The organism is Dyella sp. 2YAF14 (assembly GCF_052114725.1).
Taxonomy (GTDB): Bacteria; Pseudomonadota; Gammaproteobacteria; order Xanthomonadales; family Rhodanobacteraceae; genus Dyella.
This window is the reverse complement of the sequence record NZ_JBFRFH010000001.1, coordinates 732,405-756,019: the sequence shown is the minus strand read 5'-3', so window position 1 is coordinate 756,019 and position 23,615 is coordinate 732,405. Positions and strand designations below refer to the sequence as shown.

The 23,615-nt window shown below is 63.8% G+C and carries 22 protein-coding genes and 2 tRNA genes; 18 read left to right on the top strand and 6 right to left on the bottom strand.

Annotation, left to right across the window (positions count from 1 at the left end; all coding sequences use genetic code 11):
- Positions 1-102 precede the first annotated feature (102 nt).
- Positions 103-441, top strand: coding sequence for a hypothetical protein (locus AB4Y82_RS03585; RefSeq protein WP_441602589.1), 339 nt, complete (start codon positions 103-105; stop codon positions 439-441).
- Here the strand turns inward: AB4Y82_RS03585 and AB4Y82_RS03580 are convergent.
- Positions 438-998, bottom strand: a complete 561-nt coding sequence (locus AB4Y82_RS03580) for a GspH/FimT family pseudopilin (RefSeq protein WP_441611108.1) — start codon at positions 996-998, stop codon at positions 438-440. The two genes, AB4Y82_RS03585 and AB4Y82_RS03580, sit on opposite strands and share 4 nt — an antisense overlap.
- A 152-nt stretch (positions 999-1,150) precedes the next feature.
- On the opposite strand from AB4Y82_RS03580, the gene uvrB reads away from it, so the two are divergent.
- From uvrB to AB4Y82_RS03565, 3 genes are all read left to right on the top strand, one after another.
- Positions 1,151-3,175: an excinuclease ABC subunit UvrB gene (gene uvrB, locus AB4Y82_RS03575; RefSeq protein ID WP_441602591.1), complete on the top strand. Its 2,025-nt coding sequence runs from the start codon at positions 1,151-1,153 to the stop codon at positions 3,173-3,175.
- Positions 3,176-3,246: 71 nt separating this feature from the next.
- Positions 3,247-3,321: transfer RNA gene (locus tag AB4Y82_RS03570), tRNA-Val, on the top strand.
- A gap of 64 nt (positions 3,322-3,385) precedes the next feature.
- Complete coding sequence (locus tag AB4Y82_RS03565; protein ID WP_441602592.1) at positions 3,386-3,835, top strand: CopD family protein; 450 nt, start codon at positions 3,386-3,388, stop codon at positions 3,833-3,835.
- Positions 3,836-3,941: 106 nt separating this feature from the next.
- Here AB4Y82_RS03565 and AB4Y82_RS03560 read toward each other — a convergent pair whose 3' ends face one another.
- Positions 3,942-4,955: an NAD-dependent epimerase gene (locus tag AB4Y82_RS03560; protein WP_441602593.1), complete on the bottom strand. Its 1,014-nt coding sequence runs from the start codon at positions 4,953-4,955 to the stop codon at positions 3,942-3,944.
- 400 nt (positions 4,956-5,355) lie between these two features.
- On the opposite strand from AB4Y82_RS03560, the gene thrS reads away from it, so the two are divergent.
- From thrS to AB4Y82_RS03505, 11 genes are all read left to right on the top strand, one after another.
- Positions 5,356-7,257 carry a threonine--tRNA ligase gene (thrS, locus tag AB4Y82_RS03555; RefSeq protein ID WP_441602594.1) on the top strand — a complete coding sequence of 634 codons (1,902 nt, stop codon included), beginning with the start codon at positions 5,356-5,358 and terminating at the stop codon, positions 7,255-7,257.
- A 45-nt stretch (positions 7,258-7,302) separates the two neighbouring features.
- Positions 7,303-7,830: a translation initiation factor IF-3 gene (gene infC, locus AB4Y82_RS03550; protein WP_338069387.1), complete on the top strand. Its 528-nt coding sequence runs from the start codon at positions 7,303-7,305 to the stop codon at positions 7,828-7,830.
- A gap of 497 nt (positions 7,831-8,327) precedes the next feature.
- On the top strand, positions 8,328-8,525 hold the full coding sequence (gene rpmI / locus AB4Y82_RS03545; RefSeq protein ID WP_038615747.1) for a 50S ribosomal protein L35: 198 nt from the start codon (positions 8,328-8,330) through the stop codon (positions 8,523-8,525).
- A 16-nt stretch (positions 8,526-8,541) separates the two neighbouring features.
- Positions 8,542-8,901 (top strand): 50S ribosomal protein L20, encoded by a 360-nt coding sequence (rplT, locus tag AB4Y82_RS03540; RefSeq protein WP_017463630.1) that lies wholly within the window; start codon positions 8,542-8,544, stop codon positions 8,899-8,901.
- Between the two features lie 145 nt (positions 8,902-9,046).
- Positions 9,047-10,042 (top strand): phenylalanine--tRNA ligase subunit alpha, encoded by a 996-nt coding sequence (gene pheS, locus AB4Y82_RS03535; protein WP_441602595.1) that lies wholly within the window; start codon positions 9,047-9,049, stop codon positions 10,040-10,042.
- 21 nt (positions 10,043-10,063) lie between these two features.
- On the top strand, positions 10,064-12,463 hold the full coding sequence (gene pheT / locus AB4Y82_RS03530) for a phenylalanine--tRNA ligase subunit beta (protein ID WP_441602596.1): 2,400 nt from the start codon (positions 10,064-10,066) through the stop codon (positions 12,461-12,463).
- A gap of 1 nt (position 12,464) precedes the next feature.
- A complete protein-coding gene (gene ihfA, locus AB4Y82_RS03525) occupies positions 12,465-12,764 on the top strand; it encodes an integration host factor subunit alpha (protein ID WP_019467382.1) in 300 nt (99 codons plus the stop codon).
- A complete protein-coding gene (locus AB4Y82_RS03520; protein ID WP_019467383.1) occupies positions 12,745-13,101 on the top strand; it encodes a MerR family transcriptional regulator in 357 nt (118 codons plus the stop codon). Before ihfA ends, AB4Y82_RS03520 begins: the two co-directional genes overlap by 20 nt.
- Positions 13,102-13,163: 62 nt before the next feature.
- Positions 13,164-13,240 (top strand) — tRNA-Pro (locus tag AB4Y82_RS03515).
- A 247-nt stretch (positions 13,241-13,487) separates the two neighbouring features.
- A complete protein-coding gene (locus AB4Y82_RS03510; protein WP_441602597.1) occupies positions 13,488-13,967 on the top strand; it encodes a type II toxin-antitoxin system Phd/YefM family antitoxin in 480 nt (159 codons plus the stop codon).
- Between the two features lie 6 nt (positions 13,968-13,973).
- A complete protein-coding gene (locus AB4Y82_RS03505; protein ID WP_441602598.1) occupies positions 13,974-14,288 on the top strand; it encodes a Txe/YoeB family addiction module toxin in 315 nt (104 codons plus the stop codon).
- Between the two features lie 25 nt (positions 14,289-14,313).
- Here AB4Y82_RS03505 and serA read toward each other — a convergent pair whose 3' ends face one another.
- A complete protein-coding gene (gene serA, locus AB4Y82_RS03500; RefSeq protein WP_441602599.1) occupies positions 14,314-15,546 on the bottom strand; it encodes a phosphoglycerate dehydrogenase in 1,233 nt (410 codons plus the stop codon).
- 122 nt (positions 15,547-15,668) lie between these two features.
- Here serA and AB4Y82_RS03495 point away from each other — a divergent pair, with 122 nt between their 5' ends.
- The 3 genes from AB4Y82_RS03495 (at position 15,669) to pip (ending at position 19,224) form a co-directional block, all read left to right on the top strand.
- Entirely contained in the window at positions 15,669-17,051 is a 1,383-nt protein-coding gene (locus tag AB4Y82_RS03495; RefSeq protein ID WP_441602600.1) for an FAD-binding oxidoreductase, read from the top strand.
- Positions 17,052-17,131: 80 nt separating this feature from the next.
- The gene (locus AB4Y82_RS03490; RefSeq protein WP_441602601.1) at positions 17,132-18,157 is read left to right on the top strand and encodes a YncE family protein; all 1,026 of its coding nucleotides are present in this window, start codon (positions 17,132-17,134) and stop codon (positions 18,155-18,157) included.
- 110 nt (positions 18,158-18,267) lie between these two features.
- Positions 18,268-19,224 carry a prolyl aminopeptidase gene (pip, locus tag AB4Y82_RS03485; protein ID WP_441602602.1) on the top strand — a complete coding sequence of 319 codons (957 nt, stop codon included), beginning with the start codon at positions 18,268-18,270 and terminating at the stop codon, positions 19,222-19,224.
- 51 nt (positions 19,225-19,275) lie between these two features.
- On the opposite strand, the gene AB4Y82_RS03480 is transcribed toward pip, so the two are convergent.
- The 3 genes from AB4Y82_RS03480 to upp form a co-directional block, all read right to left on the bottom strand.
- The gene (locus AB4Y82_RS03480; RefSeq protein WP_441602603.1) at positions 19,276-21,069 is read right to left on the bottom strand and encodes an EAL domain-containing protein; all 1,794 of its coding nucleotides are present in this window, start codon (positions 21,067-21,069) and stop codon (positions 19,276-19,278) included.
- Positions 21,070-21,082: 13 nt separating this feature from the next.
- A complete protein-coding gene (locus AB4Y82_RS03475) occupies positions 21,083-22,720 on the bottom strand; it encodes a methyl-accepting chemotaxis protein (protein WP_441602604.1) in 1,638 nt (545 codons plus the stop codon).
- Positions 22,721-22,967: 247 nt separating this feature from the next.
- Positions 22,968-23,609 (bottom strand): uracil phosphoribosyltransferase, encoded by a 642-nt coding sequence (upp, locus tag AB4Y82_RS03470; protein ID WP_441602605.1) that lies wholly within the window; start codon positions 23,607-23,609, stop codon positions 22,968-22,970.
- Between the last annotated feature and the right edge of the window lie 6 nt (positions 23,610-23,615).

The following is a 23,615-nucleotide window of genomic DNA, read 5'->3' as shown; positions in this document are numbered from 1 at the left end:
GGCTTGAGCGCGGCGCATGTCGTCGCTGGTTTAAGTATTGACCTTGGTTTAGTCGGTTCGCGAACCCGGTGCACGTCGTCATCATTTGAAGGGGAGAGCCTGATGCGCAGTTGGTTGCTGACCTTCGGCGCTATCGGCCTGGCAGGCTGCGCGAGCACTGGCGATATCAGCCACAACAAACCCACCTTCCAGGCCAGCACCAGCAAACTCGATTCGACCTATGCGGCCTGCGTGCAATCGCGTTGGCAGGCGCTTTCGCCCACGGCGCACATCGTCGAAACGCCGACGACCTTGCAGGTGGTGGTGGCCAACAACACCACGAGCGTGGAAGAGCTGCTGGTGATCCACAGCAAGGTGCAGGGCGCCGAGGTGGCGCTGTACGAGCGCCTAGCGGTTTTGGCCATGCGCGCCTATCGCGACTCCGCCAAGGCGTGCCTCTAGTTGCTGGCCGCACAAATCTTGGCGGCGTCCGCCTTTGCAGTAGCGCCGGCCACGCGCCCGACGTTGGAGACCGTGAGGGCCAGCGCATCTTCTGCATGCCCCTTGCGGCATAGCGTGAACGTCGCGGGGCTGCCACCGGCGCTGCCCGTGGGTTGGAAGCGGATGCTCTTGCGGTCCGACATGATGTGCATGGTCGTGCGCTTGTAGCCGCCGCTTGCCAGCTTGGGCGAGCCGTCCAGCTGATCGGCGTTGCCGCTGCGATAATTGCCGACGGCCCAGCCGCGTTCCCAATGCGTGTCGCCGGCGCATTGCCGTCCATCCGAGGAGGGGCAGAGCAGCTTCGGACGCCCGCTGCTCACTGCCAGGCTGCGCGCATGCTGGAGCGAGGCGACCAGGTCGAGCTGGGCCGTGTTGAGCTGGTATCGCCCCAGCATCCGCCCCAGCGCGGGAACGGCGACCGCCACCATCAGGGCGACCACGACCATCACAACGATACTTTCAAGCAGCGTAAACCCCGCACTGCTCCGTGGCTGGTAGCCTTGCCGACTCCTGTCCATGGGCCGCCTCCTGCGTCTCGGAAACGATCAGCCTAACCAGAGCCGACGGGCGCTCCAGTCATCGGCCGCCAAGGACCCCTGTCGTAGCCTGCTGACAGGCCCTGTCAGCAGGGCAATTTAAAATGCCCCGTCGCGACCGCATGTAGAGAGCCATGACTGACCGCTTCGAACTCGTCTCGCCCTACCAGCCCTCCGGCGACCAGCCCGAGGCCATCCGCAAACTTTCCGAAGGCTTCGAGGCCGGCCTGGCGGCGCAGACGCTGCTGGGCGTTACCGGCTCAGGCAAGACCTACACGATTGCCAACGTGATCCAGCAGGTGCAGCGGCCGACCATCGTGATGGCGCCGAACAAGACCCTGGCGGCGCAGCTGTACGGCGAGTTCAAGGAATTCTTTCCGCACAACGCGGTGGAATACTTCGTCAGCTACTACGACTACTACCAGCCCGAAGCCTACGTGGTGGCGTCGGATACCTTCATCGAGAAAGACGCTTCGATCAACGACCACATCGAGCAGATGCGACTGGCGGCCACCAAGGCGCTGCTGTCGCGCAAGGATTCGATCATCGTCGCCACCGTATCGGCGATCTACGGCCTGGGCGACCCGGAAGACTATCTCTCGCTGCGGCTGATCCTGGCCAAGGGTGAGCGCATCGATCAACGCGCCTTGATTCGCCAGCTGACGGAACTGCAGTACACGCGCAATGAGATGGAGCTGCGTCGCGGCACGTATCGCGTGCGTGGCGAAATCATCGATGTGTTTCCCGCCGAATCGGAAACCGAAGCGCTGCGCATCGAGCTGTTCGACGGCGAAGTGGAAAACATGTCGCTGTTCGATCCGCTCACCGGCGACACCATCCGCAAAGTGCCGCGCTATACCGTGTATCCGCGTACGCACTATGCGAGTACGCGCGAGAGCGTGCTGAACGCGATCGAGACCATCAAGGTCGAGCTCAAGGAGCGGCTGGAGCAGTTGTACAAGGACAACAAACTGGTCGAGGCGCAGCGCCTGGACCAGCGCACGCGTTTCGACATCGAAATGATGGCCGAAGTCGGCTACTGCCAAGGCATCGAGAACTACTCGCGCCATCTCACGCGCCGCGGCCCCGGCGAACCGCCGCCGACCTTGTTCGACTATCTGCCGGCCGATGCGTTGCTGGTGGTCGACGAATCGCACGTCACCATTCCCCAGCTCGGCGCCATGTACAAGGGTGACCGCTCGCGCAAGGAGACACTGGTCGAATTCGGTTTCCGTCTGCCCTCGGCAATGGATAATCGTCCGCTGCGTTTCGAGGAGTGGGAGGCGCGCGCGCCGCGTTCGATCTATGTATCGGCCACGCCGCGCGACTATGAATTGCAGAAGTCCGGCGATGCCGTGGTGGAACTGGTGGTGCGTCCGACCGGCCTGATCGATCCGGAAGTGGAAGTGCGCCCGGTGCGCACCCAGGTCGACGATCTGCTGGGCGAGGTGCACAAGCGCGTGGCGATGGGCGACCGTGTGCTGGTCACCACGCTGACCAAGCGCATGGCCGAAAACCTCACCGAATATTTGAATGAGCACAACGTCAAAGTGCGTTATCTGCATTCGGATATCGAAACGGTGGAGCGCGTGGAAATCATCCGCGATCTGCGCCTGGGCGAGTTCGATGTGCTGGTAGGCATCAACCTGTTGCGCGAGGGCCTGGACATGCCCGAGGTCTCGCTGGTGGCGATTCTCGACGCCGACAAGGAAGGCTTCCTGCGTTCGACCGGTTCGCTCATCCAGACCATTGGTCGCGCGGCACGCAACCTGCGCGGCAAGGCGATTCTTTACGCTGACAACATCACCCGCTCGATGCAGGCGGCCATGGACGAGACCGCCCGCCGTCGCGAGAAGCAGCAGGCCTATAACGAGGCCCACGGCATCACGCCGCAGTCGGTGGTGCGCCGCATCGCGGACATCATGGAAGGGGCCCGCAGCGAGACTGCGTCACGTGGTCGCGGCCGCCGCAGCGACCGCCAGAGCGCCGCTGTGGCAGAGCAAGGCGCCCAGTACGCCGCTCTGAGCGGGGACCAGGCCTCGGCGATGATCAAGAAGCTCGAGGCGCAGATGTACAAGCACGCCGAAAACCTGGAATTCGAGGAGGCGGCCCGGCTGCGCGACCAGATCCACCAGTTGCAGGAACGGGTGGCTCGTTGAGGCCGGATAGTTGTCCCGGCCTCACGAAATGTGTAAACTGCGCGGCTCGCACGGCATGCCGGGCGAGAACCGGGCGGTTAGCTCAGCGGTAGAGCACTACCTTGACATGGTAGGGGTCACAAGTTCGATCCTTGTACCGCCCACCAATACCGATGAAACGGCGTGGCCTTTGGGTCGCGCCGTTTCTTTTTGCGCTGAAGGAGCCGGTCGATGACGTACCTTTGGATCAAGAGCTTCCATGTCGTGTTCGTCATTGCCTGGATGGCAACGGTGTTCTACCTGCCGCGCATCCTTGTGAATATCGCCGAGTCCGGAGACGAGCCGGTCGTGAAGGCGCGCCTGCTGCTAATGGGGCGGCGGCTCTACCGTTTCGGGCACCACATGTTCGGCATCGCCTTCCTGTTCGGGCTGGCCCTGTGGGAGGGCTGGCGGCTGTTTCCGCAGACACTGCCCAACGTCGTGGCCTCGCTGCACTGGATCGACGCCAAGCTGACCCTGGTCGCGCTGATGCTGGCCTATTTCATCTGGTCGGGGCGGCTGCTCAAGCGCAGCGAGCAAGGCGTGGCGCTTCCGTCGTCGAAGATGCTGCGGATCATGAACGAGCTGCCCGTGCTGGTCTTGCTGGGCATCGTTTTCCTGGTGATTGCCAAGCCGTTCTGATCGAGCGTCCGCGGGTTTCTGTGGGAGCGCACCTTGTGCGCGACAGGCGCCGCGGTCTGACCGAACGCCAGTCGCGCACAGGGTGCGCTCCCACAACGAACATCGCTCATTGCTCCTGCTGGAAATATTCCCGATACCAGGCCACAAACCGCTTCACACCCTCTTCGATCGAGGTATTCGGCGCATAACCCACGTCACGTCGCAGCGCGGAAACATCGGCCCAGGTATCGGCCACATCGCCCGGCTGCATTGGTAGCAGGCGCTTCTCGACCGTGCGCCCGAGATCGCGCTCCATCAGCTCGATGAAGTGCAGCAACTGCACCGGCTGATCGTTGCCGATGTTGTAGACGCGATACGGCGCGCTGGACGTGCCCGGACTCGGAGCTAGCGCGTCATAGGCCGCATCAGGCAGGGCGACGTGATCGAGCGTGCGGATCACGCCTTCCACGATGTCGTCGACATAGGTGAAGTCGCGGCTATGGTTGCCGTAGTTGTAGACATCGATGGGCTCGCCGCGGCTGATGCGATCGGCAAACAGCATGGGCGACATATCCGGCCGGCCCCACGGGCCGTACACCGTGAAAAACCGCAGGCCGGTGGTCGGCAAGTCGTACAGATGGCTATACGTATGCGCCATCAACTCGTTGGCTTTCTTGCTCGCCGCGTACAGGCTCACCGGGTGGTCCACGGCGTCCTCGATGGCGAAGGGCAGCTTGCGGTTGGCCCCGTAGACCGAGCTTGACGACGCATACACCAGATGCTCGACCTTGCCGTGGCGGCAGGCCTCCAGGATGTTGACGAAACCCACCAGGTTGCTCTGCACGTAGGCTTGCGGGTTTTTCAGTGAATAGCGCACGCCGGCCTGGGCGGCGAGGTTGACCACGCGTTGCGGGCGGAACTCGCCAAAGGCGCTATTCACGGCCGCTGCATCAGCCAGATCGGCACGCAGATGCGTGTAGTTGTGGTGGTCGGCGAAGCGGGCGAGCCTGGCTTCCTTGAGCGTCGGGTCGTAGTAGTCGTTGTGGTTGTCGATGCCATACACCTCGTCGCCACGCGCCAGCAAGCGCTCGGCCAAGGCCGAGCCGATGAAGCCGGCGGTGCCGGTGACGAGAATGCGCATGCGAATAGCCCGGTGTTCGAGGAGGCGGGCATTCTATCGCTGCCGATATTGAGACAGCGTCGGCAATAGCAGATTTGACATCGACGGATAGGCTAAACTAGCGTTCTGACTGTACCCGTCCGGAGACAAGGTGGCCCACGCCTCAAGCGTCGGTCTAGCGTGTGACATGGCAACTACGACCCTCCAGCGCTGACTCAAGCCACGCCTTGTTCGACAAGAAGGGCGCGTGGCGCTCTTTATTTTTGCCTGCCATCCAGGCAGGCAAGAGCAAAACCAGCCATCCATGGCCGGACTTTTCAACTAAGAGCACGCTTTGTTGGTGGCCGGTGGAATCGGCTATCGAGGGTGGGTTCTTTAAATTGAGCACGTTCTTCTGGGCGTCTTTTTTTTAGGTGCGAACATGATTGAAATCACGCTACCCGACGGCAGCAAGCGGCCGTTTGATCATCCGGTGACGGTGCAGGACGTGGCAGCCTCGATCGGCGCCGGTCTGGCCAAGGCCACCCTGGCGGGCAAGGTGGACGGCAAGCTGGTGGATGCCAGTTTCCCGATCGACCACAACGCCAGCCTCGAGATCGTCACCGAGAAAAGCCCGGAGGCGCTGGACATCCTGCGTCACTCCACGGCGCACCTGCTGGCGCAGGCCGTGCAGCGCCTGTATCCGGGTGCGCAGGTCACCATCGGTCCGGTGATCGACAACGGCTTCTATTACGACTTTGCCTATGAGCGCCCGTTCACGCCCGACGATCTGGTCAAGATCGAGGCGGAGATGGAGAAGATCGTCAAGGAAGCGCTGCCGGTGACGCGCAGCGTGAAGTCGCGCGATGAGGCAGTGAGCTTCTTCCGTGGCATGGGCGAGGAATACAAGGCCGAGATCATCCAGAGCATCCCGGCCAACGAGGAATTGTCGCTGTATTCGCAGGGCGATTTCACCGATCTCTGCCGCGGCCCGCATGTGCCGAACACGGGCAAGCTGCGCGCGTTCAAGCTGATGAAGGTCGCCGGCGCTTACTGGCGTGGCGATTCGAACAACGCGATGCTGACGCGCATCTACGGCACGGCGTGGCTCAACGACAAGGATCTGAAGGCCTACCTGCACCAGCTGGAAGAAGCCGAAAAGCGCGACCATCGCAAGATCGGCAAGGCGCTGGATCTCTTCCATCAGCAGGAAGAGGGCCCGGGCATGGTGTTCTGGCACCCCAAGGGCTGGGCCATCTGGCAGCAGGTGGAGCAATACATGCGCCGCGTGTATCGCCAGAGCGGCTACCAGGAAGTGCGCTGCCCGCAGGTGCTGGACGTGTCGCTGTGGAAGAAGTCCGGCCACTGGGACAACTACCAGGAAAACATGTTCTTCACCGAGTCGGAGAAGCACACGTACGCCCTCAAGCCGATGAACTGCCCGGGCCATGTGCAGATCTTCAACACGTCCCTGCACAGCTACCGCGACCTGCCGGTGCGCTACGGCGAGTTCGGCGCCTGCCATCGCAATGAGCCCTCGGGCGCGCTGCACGGCATCATGCGCGTGCGCGCCTTCACGCAGGACGACGGCCACGTGTTCTGCACGGAAGCGCAGATCGAGTCCGAGGTGACGGCGTTCCATCAGCAGGCCATGAAGGTCTACGGTGACTTCGGCTTCGAGGACATCGCACTGAAGATCGCGCTGCGTCCCGACAAGCGCATCGGCAGCGACGAGGTGTGGGATCGCGCCGAGGAAGCGTTGCGTGCTGCCTTGGGCGCGGCCGGCGTGCAGTGGGAAGAGCTGCCGGGCGAGGGCGCTTTCTACGGTCCGAAAATCGAGTACCACATGAAGGATTCCATCGGCCGCGCCTGGCAGGTGGGCACCATGCAGGTGGACTTCATGATGCCCGAGCGCCTGGGCGCCGAGTATGTGGACGAGAATTCACAACGTCGTCACCCGGTGATGCTGCATCGTGCCATAGTGGGTTCGATGGAGCGTTTCATCGGCATCCTGATCGAGCATCATGCCGGTCTGCTGCCGACCTGGCTGGCGCCGGTGCAGGCCGCCGTGTTCAGTATTACGGACGCCCAGGCCGACTATGTCCGCGAAGTGACGCAAACCCTTGTCGATAAAGGTTTCCGCGTACACGCCGATTTGCGCAATGAGAAGGTCGGCTATAAAATCCGCGAACATACGATGCAGAAAGTCCCTTACCTGCTGGTGGTCGGAGATCGCGAGAAGGAATCGGGGGCAGTATCCGTGCGTACGCGTTCGGGCGAGGACCTAGGCAGCATGCCGCTGGTCGCATTGATCGAACGCCTGGAAGCCGAGACCCGTCGCTAAGCGCGCGGGCCGGCACTTTTAAGAACTCTTCTGGAGGATTGTGGTATCGCTACCACCGACACAAAGGGCAACCGCCGTAACCTTGAGATCCGCGTCCCGCGCGTACGCGTGATCGGCGCAGATTCGGAACAGCTAGGCATCCTGACCCGTGACGAGGCACTGGCCTTGGCACAAGAAGCGGGCATGGACCTGGTCGAGATCCAGCCGAACGGCGATCCGCCGGTCTGCCGCATCATGGACTACGGCAAGTTCAAGTTCGAAGCCCAGAAGAAGGCTCAGGCGGCCAAGAAGAAGCAGAAGCAGGTCGAGATCAAGGAAGTGAAGTTCCGTCCGGTCACGGACGTGGGCGACTACCAGATCAAGCTGCGCAACATGCTTCGCTTCCTCGAGGAAGGCGACAAGGTCAAGGTCACCATCCGCTTCCGTGGCCGCGAAATGTCTCACCAGGACCTGGGCCAGAACCTGGCCAAGAAGATCCAGGAAGACGTGGGCGAGAACGGCGTGGTGGAGTCCTTCCCCCGCCTGGAAGGTCGTCAGATGGTCATGATGATCGGCCCGAAGAAGAAGCAGTAATCGAAAGAGCGGCCTGAGGGCCGCTTTTTTCTTCTGGGGCCGCCGAAGCGAAGCTCCGAACCGAAGCCGGCTTTTCCCTCTCCCCGCCGGGGAGCGGGCAGGGTGAGGGGCGGGTGCTCGCGGGAACCTGGCCTATCCGTCATTCCGACGTAGGCCGGAATCCAGTGGCGTCAAGCCCCGGTAGTCATCGTATGGCTGGAGCGTGAGGCTCTGGATTCCGGCCTGCGCCGGAATGACGGTGAGGGTTGCCATGTATTGAGGCTAGGCCGGCCCCTCACCCCAACCCTCTCCCCGGAGGGGAGAGGGAGTCGGACTGCGGCAAGCTTCAAGGCTGGCAAATCCCCCCATCCCTCCGTATAATCGCCGGTTCGACCCACCAGGACGGGTCGTGAACCGATCGTGGCAGGACGGAAAGAGTGGCCCTCGGGGTCGCCGCCAGATCAGTCAGAAACCGGGGCCGCACCTCAAAACGGCGAACCCCATCAAGGAGCATTCCCATGCCCAAGATCAAGACCAACCGGGCGGCTGCGAAGCGTTTTCGCAAGACCGCATCGGGCAAGTTCAAGGCCGGTCACGCCTTCAAGTCGCACATCCTGACCAAGAAGTCGACCAAGCGTAAGCGCGGTCTCCGTGCCACCAACCACGTCAAAGCTTGCGACACCAAGGGTGTAGCACGCATGTTGCCGTACTTGTAAGGCGAGGAGATAAACCATGGCTCGTGTAAAGCGTGGCGTTACCGCCCGTCGTCGTCACAAGAAGATCATTGGCCGCGCGAAGGGCTACTACAACGCCCGTCGCAAAGTCTTCCGCGTTGCCAACCAGGCCGTCATCAAGGCTGGTCAGTACGCCTATATCGGCCGTAAGCAGCGCAAGCGTCAGTTCCGCGCGCTGTGGATCGTTCGTATCAATGCCGCCGCTCGTCAGTTCGGTCTGTCCTACAGCCGCCTGATCAACGGTCTGGCCAAGGCCGGCATCACCGTCGACCGCAAGGTGCTGGCTGATATCGCCGTGCACGACATCAAGGCGTTTGGCGCGATCGCAGAGAAAGCGAAGGCCAGTCTGGCGGCGTAATTTGTGCGCTCATCCTTGATCGCTAAGATCAAGAAGCGGCCATCCATGGCCGCACTCTTCAAGGGATGCGCGTGACGTTCGCGGGGAGGAGGCCAGAAGCCTCCTCCCCGTTTTCGTTTCTGACTTTCAACCCGGAATCGCATCGATGGACGATCTGGATAGCCGCGCCGTGCAGGCGCTGGCCGATATTGGCAACGCCGACACGCTCGAAGCACTCGACGCGCTGCGCGTGAGCCTGCTGGGCAAGAGCGGCATTGTCACCGCTGCATTGAAAGCACTGGGCGCGCTGTCGCCCGACGAGCGCAAGGCGCGTGGCGCCGAGGTCAACCGCATCAAGGATCGTCTTGCCGACGCGCTGGCCGCGCGCAAGCAGGTGCTTGAGCAGGCGGAACTCGATCACCGCCTCGCTTCCGAAACCATCGACATCACGTTGCCAGGTCGCAACGGCGAGCGTGGCGGTATTCACCCGATCACGCGCGCGCTTGAGCGCATCAGCGCGATCTTCTCGCGCCTGGGTTACCAGCGCGCCGATGGTCCGGAGATCGAGGACGACTGGCACAACTTCGAGGCGCTGAATTTCCCGCCGCATCATCCGGCGCGCGCCATGCACGACACCTTCTATTTCGGCGATGGCCGCCTGCTGCGCACGCATACCTCGCCGGTGCAGGTGCGTTCGATGCAGGGACGCCAGCCGCCGATCCGCATCATTGCGCCGGGCAAGGTCTATCGCAGCGATTCGGACCAGACGCATTCGCCGATGTTCCATCAGATCGAAGGCCTGCTGGTCGACGAGACCTCGAGCTTTGCGGATCTGAAGGGCACGCTGGCCGAATTCATCCGCGCCTTTTTCGAGCGCGATTTCGAGATGCGTTTCCGCCCCAGCTATTTCCCCTTCACCGAGCCCTCGGCCGAAGTGGACATCCGTTGGGATGCGGAAGACGGCAGCACGCGCTGGCTGGAAGTGCTGGGCTGCGGCATGGTGCATCCGAACGTGCTGAAGAACTGCGGCATTGATCCGGAGCGTTACACCGGCTTTGCCTTCGGCTTGGGCGTGGAGCGCTTTGCGATGCTGCGCTATGGCGTCTCCGATCTGCGCGCGTTCTTCGAGAACGATCTGCGCTTCCTCAAGCAGTTCGCGTAAACGCAGCAGGAACCGATACGCATGAAATTCTCCGAGAACTGGTTGCGCGAACTGGTCGAGATCCAGGCAGACCGCGCGACGCTGTCCCACGCACTGACCATGGCCGGTCTGGAAGTGGAAGAACTCACGCCGCTGGGCGAAGGCCTGGATGGCGTGGTCGTGGCCGAGATCGTCGGCGCCGAAAAACATCCTGAAGCCGATCGCCTGCAAGTGTGCAAGGTGGATGCGGGGCAGGGCGAGCCGCTGCAGATCGTCTGCGGCGCGCCGAATGCGCGCGTCGGCATCAAGGTGCCGCTGGCGATGGTCGGTGCGACTTTGCCCGGTGGCATCAACATCAAGGCGGCCAAGCTGCGTGGTGTGGAATCGTTCGGCATGCTGTGCTCGGCCAAGGAGCTGGGCATCGACGCCGATGCGTCCGGCCTGCTCGAGTTGCCGGCCGATGCGCCCGTGGGCAAGCCGCTGGCTGCCTATCTTGGCCTGCCCGATGCGAGCTTCGAACTGAAACTCACCCCGAACCGTCCGGATTGCCTTGGCCTTTACGGTCTTGCACACGACGTGGCGGCGTTGTTCGGCAGTCGCGTGAAGACGGGCGAACAAGCAGCTGCACCCGTGACCAGCGAAGCAAGTCGCGGCATCCGCCTCGAAGCGGGCGCCGATGCGCCCCGCTATCTGGGCCGCATCATCGAAGGCATCGATGCGAAGGCGCGCACGCCGCTGTGGCTGGCGGAGCGTCTGCGTCGCGCGGGCCTGCGTCCGATCAGCGCCGTGGTCGACGTCACCAACTACGTGATGCTCGAACTTGGTCAGCCGCTGCATGCCTTCGACAACGACACGCTGCATGGCGACATCGTGGTGCGTCACGCGCGCGATGGAGAAACGCTCAAGCTGCTCGACGGTTCCGAGGCCAAGCTCGATCAGGGTTTCGTGCTGATCGCCGATGCGACCAGCGGCCTCGCCGTGGCTGGCGTGATGGGCGGTTTCGATTCGCGCGTCACCGACGACACGCACAACGTGTTCCTGGAATCCGCCCACTTCGCGCCGGCCGCCATCATGGGCCGCGCGCGCAAGCTGGGCATGCACACGGACGCCTCGCATCGGTTCGAGCGCGGAGTTGACCCCGCCCTGCCGCAGCGCGCGCTGGAACGCGCCACGGAATTGCTGCTCGCCATCGCGGGCGGCAAGGCTGGCCCCGTGCTCGTTGCCGAAAACCTTGCCGACCTGCCGACGCCGGCCACCGTGGTGCTGCGCCGTGCGCGCCTCAAGCGCGTGCTGGGTATCGACGTGGCCGATACTGAAGTGGCTCGCATCTTCACCGCGCTGGGCATGAAGGTGGTGCCGCAGGACGATGGCTGGCAGGTCACCGCACCCAGCAGCCGTTTCGATATCGAGCGCGAAGAAGACCTAATCGAAGAGGTCGCGCGCATCCATGGCTACGACAATATCCCGACCCATACGCCGGCCGGCGCGCTGACCCTGGCCGCCGAACCGGAAGCGCGCCTCAACGAGCTGGCCGTGCGCGAGCAGCTGGCCGCCCGCGGTTACTACGAAGCGGTGAACCTGGCCTTCATCGGCAACGACGTGCTGCAGCGCTGGGGCATGACCGAACAGCTGGTGCCGCTGGCCAACCCGCTATCGGCGGAGCTGGCCATCATGCGTCCGTCCCTGCTGCCGGGGCTGATCGTGGCGCTCTCGCACAACCGCGCCCGCCAGCAGGAGCGCGTGCGCCTGTTCGAACTGGGCCGTACTTTCCGCATCAGCGCCGAAGCCGCCGCCCGCAAGGACGCACCGACCGAGACGCCGACCCTGTCCATCGTCGCCAGCGGCATCGCGCATGCCGAGCAGTGGGGCGAAGCCTCGCGCACGCTCGACTTCCACGACCTCAAGGGCGACCTCGATGCCCTGATCGCCTGGGGCGGCGAGCCCGGTCGCTGGGCCTTCCATGCCGACGGCTTGCCCGGCTGGCTGCATCCCGGTCGCGGCGCCCGCGTGACGCGCGACGGGCAGACCGTCGGTTACCTGGGTGCCCTGCATCCGCAACTGGCTAAAGCCCTGGACCTCGGCGCCGATGTCCATGTGCTCGAACTGGAGCTGGAACCGGTCCTGGCCCGCCGCCTGCCCAAGGCCGTGGCCGTCCCGCGCTTCCCGTCCGTACGCCGCGACATTGCGGTGGACGTGCCCGAAGAGGTGAGCTGGTCACAGATTGAGCAGGTGGTCCGCTCGACCCTGGGCAGCCAGCTCAAGGAGCTGCGCCTGTTCGATCGCTATAGCGGCAAGGGGGTCGAACTAGGCCGAAAGAGTCTCGCTATGGGCTTGATTTTACAGGACGCTTCACGCACCCTTACTGACGACGACGCCGACCGTAACATTCGTGAAGCAGTCGGTGCGTTGGAGATGGCATGCAAGGCGAAGTTGCGAGGATAAGATGGCGCTGACCAAAGCAGAGATGGCCGAGCGCCTCTTTCTCGAGGTGGGCCTCAACAAGCGTGAGGCAAAAGAATTCGTGGACGCCTATTTCGAGGTGGTCCGCGAGGCGTTGGAAAAGGGCGAGCAGGTGAAGCTGTCGGGGTTCGGCAACTTTGACCTCCGCCAGAAGAACCAGCGACCGGGACGCAATCCCAAGACGGGCGAAGAGATTCCGATTTCCGCCCGCCGCGTGGTGACGTTCCGACCGGGTCAGAAACTCAAGGTGCGAGTCGAGGGCTATGCTGGACCAAGGGAATAACACCGAGCTGCCCGCCATTCCGGCGAAGCGCTACTTCACGATCGGTGAGGTAAGCGAACTGTGTGGCGTCAAGCCGCACGTGTTGCGGTATTGGGAACAGGAATTTCCCGCACTCAATCCGGTCAAGCGTCGCGGCAACCGCCGCTATTACCAGCGTCACGACGTGCTGATGATCCGTCAGATCCGTGGCCTGCTGTATGACGAGGGCTTCACCATCACCGGCGCCCGCGCCCGGTTGGAAGGCCCGCAGGCGCGCATGGAGTCGAGCATTTCCCACCAGATCGTGCGCCAGGTGCGCATGGAGCTGGAAGAGGTCCTCGCACTGCTGCGTCGCTGAATTTTCATCACGACTTCCGGTACTACCGGCTTAGCTGGTAGACTTGTCGTCTTGCCGATCATCGGGGCGTAGCGCAGCCTGGTAGCGCATCTGCCTGGGGGGCAGAGGGTCGTGGGTTCGAATCCCGCCGTCCCGACCAATTCGGCAATAGATAAGAAAACGGTGCCCTTGGGCGCCGTTTTTTTGTTTGTTGATGCTGCGAAAGCGGGACTTCGAAACTCTGCAGCGGTCGCCAGCGAGCCGCGAAAGCTACTCGAAGCTGGCTTCGCTGCAGCAAAGCCCTATCTCTTTCGCAGGAAAGACCAGACGTCCCTTTGCTTGTTGGCCTGATGGACAGGCCCTACACTGAACATGTGCAATATGACGTACATGTCGGGAGAGCCCCCATGAGGACCGTGAACTTCACGGAGGCAAGGAACAATCTGAAGGCAGTGGCCGATCAGGTAGCGGAGGACCATACCGCTACGCTCATCACGCGCCGCGATGCCGAGGATCTCGTGATGCTTTCGGCTAGTGACTACAACTCCATTCAAGAGATGCTGTACCTCGTCAGCTCCAGGGCGAATGCAGCGCGCCTTAACGAGGCGATGGAAGAGGCCGACGCCCGGCTGCCGGCTGCCGCCCGCGTGGTTACCCCTGACGATCTGGCTGGCATGGCCCCGCGCAAGCACCAGGCCGGCAAGGTCATGGACGAGCCCAGCCATGCGGCCCCTTTGTTGATCCGCCGGCATACCGGTGTAGAGACCAAGGTCAAGGCGGGTGACTCGAAGGCCAGCCGGGTCAAGGCCGCCACGCCGGGCAAACCCAAGAACCCTTCCAAGGCCGCGCCGGCGAAGTCAGCCTCGAAGCCCAAGAAGAAGGCGTAAAACGCCATGGACCAAGACAGGAACAGGGATGATCTGTGGTGGTCGAAGCGAGGCTGGGAAGACTACCTACATTGGCAGGCAAGCGATGCCACCAAGGTAGCCGCCATCAATGGTTTGATCAGGGATATTCGCAAGACTCCCTTTACGGGCCTGGGCAAGCCAGAACCTCTAAGGGAGAACTGGTCCGGTTGGTGGTCGCGGCGCATCACCCTGGAACACCGGCTGGTCTATCGGCTGCTGGACCTTCCTGCTCCTGGCGTGAAGCACGCCAGGACAACCCTACGGATGATCCAGATCGCGCAGTGCAGATTCCACTACTGAATCTGCACCGCACAATGGTCGTTTCTCAATAAAGCACGCGACTGCGCAGCGTTCCCGGAATGGCCGAGAGCCGATCGCGCAGCTCGCCCGACTGCTTCTCATCGGCCGCCACGTCGATCACCACGTAACCCACTTCGCTATCCGTCTGCAGGAACTGCGCATCGATGTTGATGTTGCCGGCGGAGAACAGCTCGTTGATGCGCGAGAGCACGCCCGGCACGTTGCGATGGATGTGCAGCAGGCGGCGGCTGCGCGGATGTTCGGGCAGCGAAACTTCGGGGAAGTTGACCGCCGAGAGGGTGGAGCCGTTGTCGCTGTAGCGCACCAGTTTGGCGGCCACTTCGATGCCGATATTGTCCTGTGCCTCCAGCGTGCTGCCGCCGATATGCGGGGTGAGGATCACGTTGTCCATGCCGACCAGGGGCGATACGAAGGCATCGTCGTTGCCCTTGGGTTCGACCGGGAAGACGTCCACCGCGGCGCCGGCCAGATGCTCCGAGCGCAGCGAGGCGGCCAGCGCTTCGATATCCACCACGGTGCCGCGCGAGGCGTTGATCAGCAGCGAGCCCTTGCGCATGCGGGCCAGTTCGCGGGTGCCGATCATCAGCTGGGTGGCAGGAGTCTCCGGCACGTGCAGGGTCACCACGTCGGCGCGTTCCAGCAGGTCGTCCAGGCTGTTGGCGGCGCGGGCGTTGCCCAGCGAGAGCTTGGATTCGATGTCGTGGAAGATCACGCGCATGCCCAGGCTTTCGGCCAGCACGCCGACCTGGGTGCCGATATGGCCATAGCCGACGATGCCGAGCACCTTGTCGCGCGCCTCGAAGCTGCCCGCGGCGGATTTGGTCCAGCCGCCGCGATGGCATAGCGCGTTCTTCTGCGGGACGCCGCGCAACAGCATGATGGTTTCAGCGATAACCAATTCCGCCACGCTGCGCGTATTGGAGTAGGGCGCGTTGAACACCGGCACGCCGAGCCGGCGGGCGCTGCCGAGGTCCACCTGGTTGGTGCCGATGCAGAAGCAGCCCACCGCAATTAGCCGTTTAGCCTGCTGAAGCACCTCATCGGTCAGGTGCGTGCGCGAGCGGATGCCGACGATATGGGCCTCAGCGATGCGGGCCTTCAAATCGGCCTCCGGCAGGGCTTTTTCGTGGTATTCGATCTGGCTGTAGCCCGCGCGCTGGAAGCTTTCCACGGCGCTGCGGCTGACGCCTTCGAGCAGGAGTACCTTGATGTCTTGTTTCGGGAACGAGGTCTTCATGGGCCGTTGCGCAATGGAGAACGCCTGCACTATGCCACGGCTTGAAGCGCTTTTGCGGCGTCGCAACACTGGACGATGCAAAGCTGCGCTGGCAGGCTTGCAGCACACCCGGGGACAACCGCATGACTGATGCTCGACTGGCCGCGCTCGCCGCCCGGCTGCCCAATCTTCGCCTGCTGACCGATCTGGCCGATCTGGAGCACTACGGCCGCGACTGGACGCGCCGCTGGACCCCCGCGCCGCTGGCAATCGCGCTGCCTGGCGACGTGGCCGAGGTGCAGGCCGTGGTGCGCTGGGCCAATGAGCAACAGGTGGCGATCGTACCCTCGGGCGGTCGCACGGGTCTGTCGGGTGGCGCGGTGGCGGCGAACGGCGAGCTGGTGCTCAGCCTGGAGCGCATGAATCGCGTGCTCGACTTCGATGCAGTGGACCGCACGCTCACCGTGCAGGCCGGCATGACGCTGCATGCCGTGCACGAGGCCGCCAGGGAACAGGGGCTGCTCTATCCAGTGGACTTTGCCGCCCGCGGCTCCTGCTCCATCGGCGGCAATATCGCCACCAATGCCGGCGGCATCCGGGTGATCCGCTACGGCAACACGCGCGAGTGGATTGCCGGACTCACCGTGGTGGCTGGCAACGGCGAGCTGTTGCAGCTCAATCGCGGGCTGATCAAGAACTCCAGCGGCTACGACCTGCGCCAGTTGCTGATCGGTTCGGAGGGAACGTTGGGTGTCGTGGTCGAAGCGACCTTGCGTCTCACCGATCCGCCGCCGCCATCGCAGGTCATGTTGCTGGCGCTGCCCAATATGGAAGCGCTGATGGAGGTGTTCGCGCTGTTTCGCTCGCGGCTCACCCTCCAGGCGTTCGAGTTCTTCACCGATGCAGCACTGCGCCATGTGTTGGCGCACGGTGCGCAGCGGGCCATCGATGGCGAGCACCCGTATTACGTGGTGACCGAGTTCGACAACAGCGAAGCAGCACAGGACGCCGCGCTAGCTGCGTTCGAAGTCGGCGTGGATCACGGCTGGATCAGCGACGGCGTGATCGCGCAAAGTGATGCGCAGGCGGCCGCGTTGTGGCGGCTGCGCGAAGGCATCACCGAGAGCCTGGCGCCGCATCGCCCGTACAAGAACGACATCTCGCTGCGGATCAGTGCGCTGCCGGCTTTCCTGCGCGAGATCCAGGCCTTGCTGGGTCGCGAGTATCCGCACTTCGACGTGGTCTGGTTTGGACACATCGGTGACGGCAACCTGCATATCAACGTGCTGCGTCCGGACGATCTGTCGGACAGCGATTTCATCGCCCAGTGCGAGCACGTCACCAAGTTGCTGGCCGAAACGCTGCAGCGGCATGGCGGCAGCATTTCGGCCGAGCACGGCATCGGCCTGGTCAAGCGCGCCTATCTGGGCAGCACCCGTAGCGAAGCGGAAATTGCGCTGATGCGCGGCGTGCGGCAGGTGTTCGACCCCAAGGGGCTGCTCAATCCGGGCAAGCTGTTCGTCTGATGGCGTCCAGCGGCGCCGGCTAAGCCGGACCTAAGTCGGGGCGGGGATGCTGTGCAGACCTCACTGCTGGCAGATCTCCCATGCGTCCTTTGCCCACCCTGCTGTTCTGTGCCCTCGCGGCGGCGTTTGCCGGCCATGCGGCGGCTACCCCGGCGCCCGCGGATTTCCGCGTGCTCGCCCGCCTGCCGCTCGGTGGCGCCGGCGGCTGGGATTACCTCAGTTTCGATGCGCAGCGCCGTCATCTGTTCGTGACGCGCGGCGACCATGTCGATGTGGTGGACGTGGACCAGCACAAGCGTATCGGCACGATTCCCGGCACGAAGGGCGTACACGGCGTGGCGCTGGATCAGTCGGCGCATCGCGGCTATGCCAGCAACGGGCAGGCCGCCTCGGTCACGGTGTTTGACCTCGACACCTTCAATGTCGTGGCGACCATCAGCGGCACGGGCGAGAAGCCCGATGCCATTGCCTACGACCCGGCGTCGAAGCACGTGTTCACGTTCAACGGCAAGGGACATTCTTTCAGCGTGATTGACCCTGCCACCAATACCGTGACGGCCACGGTGGCCTTGCCCGGCAAGCCGGAATTCGCGCAAAGCGACGAGGCCGGATCGATCTACGTGAATATTGAAGACACGGCACAGCTGGTGAAGATCGACACGACCAGCAACACCGTGGCAGCGACGTGGTCGCTGGGCGGTTGCGAAGCGCCGACCGGCCTGGCGATCGACCGCAAGCTGCATCGCCTGTTTTCTGTTTGCGACAATAAGCAGATGGCCGTGACCAATGCCGAGAACGGCCAGGCCGTGGCGCGGGTGCCGATCGGCGAAGGCCCGGATGCGGTGGTCTTCGATGAGGCCACCTCGATGGTGTACAGCTCCAATGGCGAGAGCGGTGATATTACGGCCGTGCGCCAGAAGGACGCCGATCACTACAGCGTGGTCGCATCTATTCCGACTCAGCCCAGCGCCCGCACACTCACGCTCGATCCCAAGCTGCATCGGCTCTACCTCTCGGCGGCCAAGTGGGCGTCGGCACCGAAGGAGGGCGCCCGCCCGGACATCGTGCCGGATAGCTTCACGGTGCTGACGGTCGGCGCGCCCTGAGTCTGTCTCCGGCGCACTGAGAAGTGCGCCGGAGGTCTGGGTGAAAGAGGCGATCAGGGGTGGCGTGATAGCCTTATAGGCCGTCCCCGTTCGCTTCAGGAGCATCGAGCATGTCGCAGGAACTTCGCACCCTGTATCCCGAGATCGAGCCGTATGACACCGGCATGCTCAAGGTGTCGGACCTGCACACGCTGTACTACGAACAGAGCGGCAATCCCAACGGCAAGCCGGTAGTGTTCCTGCATGGCGGCCCGGGCGGCGGCACCAATCCGAAGTGCCGGCGCTTCTTCGATCCGGCGGTGTATCGCATCGTGCTGTTCGATCAGCGCGGCTGCGGCAAGTCCACGCCGCATGCGGAATTGCACGAGAACACCACCTGGAACCTGGTCAACGACATCGAGCGCATCCGCGGGCATCTGGGCATCGATCGCTGGCAGGTGTTCGGCGGCTCCTGGGGTTCGACGCTGGCGCTCGCCTATGCGCAGACGCATCCGGAGCGCGTGACTGAGCTGGTGTTGCGCGGCATCTTCATGCTGCGTCGCTGGGAACTGGAGTGGTTCTACCAGAAGGGTTGCGACGCGCTGTATCCCGATGCCTGGGAAACCTATCTGAAGGCGATCCCCGAGGTGGAGCACGGCGACCTGATGAGCGCCTACTACCGTCGCCTGACCAGCAGCGACCCGATCGAACGCGTGGAAGCCGCGCGTGCATGGTCGGTATGGGAGGGCGCCACCAGTTACCTGTGGCAGGACGAAAGCCATATCCAGTCCAGCGGCGAAGACGAATTCGCCTTGGCCTTTGCCCGCATCGAATGCCACTACTTCGTGCACGGCGGCTTCTTCGAACATGATGACCAGCTGCTGCGCAACGTCGAGCGCATCCGCAAGATTCCTGCCGTGATCGTGCAGGGTCGCTACGACGTGGTGTGCCCGATGCGCAGCGCCTGGGATCTGCATCGTGCGTGGCCGGAAGCGGATCTGCGCATCGTGCAGGATGCCGGTCACTCTGCATTCGAGCCGGGCAATATCTCGGAGCTGATCAACGCGACCGATCGTTTCCGCGGCTGATTGAGCCCCACTGACGTACGCGAACCCCGGTAGCCATCTGCCGGGGTTTTCTTATGTCTGCGACATGGCCAGCCGGGGAAACACGTGCAGGCTGACGTGCGCACGCTTGGCCTGGCGCTTGGCGCGCGCGGCGAGCATGGCGATCGATTGCGCGCGCTGCGGCAGCGGTGGCGCCAGCTCCACTGCTCCCATCACCACCGTCGTAAACGGGAAGAATTGCGGCTCGCCGCGACGATCCTTGCCTTGCAGTCCGCCGTGGAAGATGTCCAGCGCATCGAACAGTTGCGGCGAGCGCGCATTGAACGCATCGATCACCCGCTGGCAGCGCGCCTCCCAGTCGCCGCTCTGGAACAGCACCACGAAATCGTCGCCGCCGATATGGCCGATGAAATCCAGCGCCGGGTCCACGTGCTCGCTGAGCAGCCCTGACAGCAGGCGGATCATCTCGTCGCCGCGCGAATAGCCGTAGTGATCGTTGAACGGTTTGAAGTCGGTGAGATCGACGTGCACCACGGTGAAACACTCGCCGCCATCGATCAGCCGTTCCAGATGTTCGGTGGTGGGGATATTGCCGGGCAGGAAGGTCAGCGGGTTCGCGTGCCGCGCTGCTTCGATACGCAGCTCGCTCACGCGACGCACCAGGGCCTCGCCCGTGCCCAGGCCCAGATAGACGCCCTTGCGCGTCACGATGAAACCGTCGGCGAGATAGCGTTGATCTTCGCCGCGCAGCACGTCGGCCAGACTTTCGAGGCTGCGGTTTTCATCGCATACCAGCGGCGCGCTGTTCATCAGCGCCGTGCATGACTTGCGCGCCAGCAGTTCGCGGGCAAAGGGCTGCGCCATGCGCTCGTTGACCAGGCGGCGATTGATCAGGCCGATCGGATGCCCGTCCTTGACCACCGCCACCGCGTGCAGCTCGGGATGATCGACGAACAGCGCCATCACCTCGTCGTTGGTCTGACGCGGCTGCACGGCGGGCGCCTCGATCAACAGGTGGCTCACTTGCGTGGGACGCTGCGTGACCGGGCCGCGCGGGCGCGGCAGCACTGACACTGCCGCCGTACGCAACACTTGCCGGGATTCGGCGCTGGCTTCGCGGACAATGTGTTCGGCAGGACGGCCAATCAGGAAGCCTTGCGCATAGGGGATACCCAGGTCGCGCAAGACGCGCAGGTCCGCCGGGTCTTCCACGCCTTCGCCGACCAGGTCGGTGCCCAGCGATTCGGCGACCTGGCAAAGCGAGCGCACGATGGCCAGGCGTCCCGCGCTGCGCGACACGCCGTTGATGAGGTATCGGTCGATCTTCACCACGTCGGGGTGGATCTCGTTCCACATCTCGAAGTTGGAATGGCCGTTGCCGAAATCGTCCAGCGCGACGCGGATGCCATGCGCGCGCAGATAGCCCAGCGCATGGGCGAGGCGGGCAGGGCTTTCTACCACATCGCGCTCGGTCACTTCGATGGTGACGCGGGCGGGGTCGAGGCCGCAGGCCGACAGTGCCAGCAGCACGTCGTCCGGGCGCAAGGTGTCGTGCAGGATGGCGTGCGCGCTCAGGTTCACCAGCAGGCGGCCCGCTGCCGCCTGCGCTTCGAACGCACTGCATAGCGTGCGTGCGGCATGCAATTCCAGCTCCGCCAGTCGGCCCTCCATGCGGGCCAGATCCAGCAGATCGAGGATCGACAGTTCGCCCGGCATGAAGGCACAGCGGCTCAGGCCCTCGTGCGCCACCACTTCGAGCGTGTCCACGCGCACCACCGGCTGAAAGACCGGCTGCAGGCTTCCTGCGGCGAGCGCGCGCTCAAGCACGGCTTGTGGCGTGTAGTGGGGGAGGGGTCTGGCTGGCATGCCCTGTTCGATGTCAGGCCGCGGCCCGCGTTGGATGCACCTTGGCAGATGAGAGCCCCGCTTCATGCGGCGACCCGTGGTGGCCTTCCGTTTGGGGAAGGCGGAAAAACGCGACTTGCCGCATCAGCGTGTCGGCATCGGTGGCCAGCGCGCGGCCGGTGTACTTGATGTCTTCGACCAGCTCGGCGTTGGCCTGGGTCATGCCGTCCATTGCCATCACCGCGCGATTGACCTGGCCGATGCCACTGACCTGGGACAGCGTGGCGCCGGAAATCTGCGAGACGCGCGTCGATACATTGGCGATGCTGAGCACGATGCCGTCGAGCGCCTCGCCCGAGCGCGTCACGCGTTCGCGTGCGGTGACGACGGCGTCGCCGCTGCGTTCCACCAGGCGACGGATGTCCTTGCCGGCATCCACGCAACGGCGCGCGAGCTGGCGCACTTCGGTGGCCACCACGGCGAATCCGCGGCCACGCTCGCCTGCCTGCGCCGCTTCGATGGCTGCGTTGAGCGAGAGCAGGTTGGTCTGGAACGCAATGCTGTCGACCAGGTCGACGATCTCCGCGATATCGCGGCTGGCCTTTTCGATGGCGAGCATCGAATCGATGGCTTCGTCTGCCACCTGGCGGCCATGCTCGGCGTGCTCCAGGGCATCGCGTGCCGCGGCCGCTGCGCCATCGGCGTGGCCCGCACCCAGTGCGGCGGTATCCGCCATATGGGTCATCGACGCGCTTGTCTGCTCCAGGCTGGCCGCTTGCGCCTGCGTGCGCGAGCTCAGCGCTTCGTTGTCCAAGGCAAGCCGACGCGCGCGTTCGCCCACCGATTCGGCACCGACGCGTACTTCGGTCAGCACCTGGGTGAGCTGGGTATCCATGGAGGCGAGCGCGCCCAGCAGTTTGCCCAGCTCGTCGTTGGAGCCGACGTCGATCGCCTCGCCCAGCGTGCCGGCGGCGATGCGTTCGGCCACCTGCGTGGCGCGCGTGAGGCGTTGCATGAGCGAGCGCATCAGCGCGCCATCCATCAGGATGGTGACGGCGAGCGCCACGCCCAGCAGCACCAGCAAAAGCACCATGCCGTCGCGATCCGCCGCGCGCTGCATGGCCACCTGCTTGTTGCCCTTGGCAAGCGCGGACTGGAACAGGTTGGCGAAGTCGCTCTGCAGGGGCTCATAGGCCGGCTGCACTTCGGTGGTGAGCTTGAGGCCGCCGATATCGAACTGACCCGCATCGAGCAGGGCGAGGGTCTCGTCGATGATGCGGTCGGCTTCGGCGCGATGGGCGGTGGTGAGCTTGAGCGCCTGCGCCTGTTCCTGCGCCAGTTCGCTGCCCAGCAGCGTCTTCCAGTGGCGCTCGGCATCGATGCGATCGGCGTGGATGCGCGTGTGTGCGTCTTCCACCGCCGAGGGCAACTGGGACATCACGGCATGGACCAGCACCTGCAGTGTGCTGTTGTAGTCGTTCTGCACGCGGCCCACGTCGGCGACCGGGCTGAGCGAACCGTCGACCAGACCCTGGATGCGCGTGTCCGCGCGATGCAACTGCACCATGCCGGCCACGCAGGTGATCGCCAGCAGCGACACGATGGCCAGCAGGCGCAACAGCAGACGCTGGCGCAGCGTCAATCCGGTGGTCGGCTTGGAGAACTTGAACATGGGGAAGTCCGGGGTGAGGGAACTGCAAGAGCTGTCGGCTCACCGCGCGGTAACTTTAGCCAAAAATGCAGGAAAAGCGCTTTATCTTCAACTTGTTATGACTGCCTCGCGGGGTCGAGGCGACGCGGAAATCATGGCACGGGAAGATGTCGTCTCCGTGACTTATGTGCTGCACTTCTCATGCTTGAGTCAAAGAAAAACCCCGCCGATGAGGGCGGGGTTTTGGCGGAACGTGAGATGCCGATGCTCAGCTGGCGGGCAATTGCTTGGTGCCGAAGATCTTGTCGCCCGCATCGCCGAGCCCGGGCAGGATGTAGCCGTGCTCGTTGAGCCGCTCGTCGATGGACGCGGTATAGATCTCCACATCCGGATGCGCCGCTTCGATGCGCTTGAGGCCTTCGGGCGCGGCGACCAGGAACAGTCCCTTGATGCGCTTGCAACCGGCGGCCTTGAGCATGTCCACCGTGGCAATCAGGGTGCCGGCGGTGGCCAGCATGGGATCGACGATCAGCGCGATGCGCTCGTCCATGCGGCCGGTGAGCTTCTCGTAATAGGTGATGGGCTCGAGCGTCTCCTCGTTGCGCTGCAGGCCGACCACACTCACCTTGGCCGCGGGAATCATGTCGAGCACGCCGGGCAGCATGCCCAGGCCGGCGCGCAGGATCGGCACGATGGTGACCTTCTTGCCCTTGATCTGGTGCACGGTGAGCGGACCGGCCCAGCCTTCGATGCGCTGCTCGACGGTTTCCAGATCCTTGGTGGCTTCGTAGGTCAACAGCGAAGCCACTTCCGAGGCCAGCTCGCGAAATTCCTTGGTGCTGATGCCGGCGCGGCGCATCAGGCCGAGCTTGTGCTGGATCAGGGGGTGATGGACTTCGACGATTTTCATGGGCAA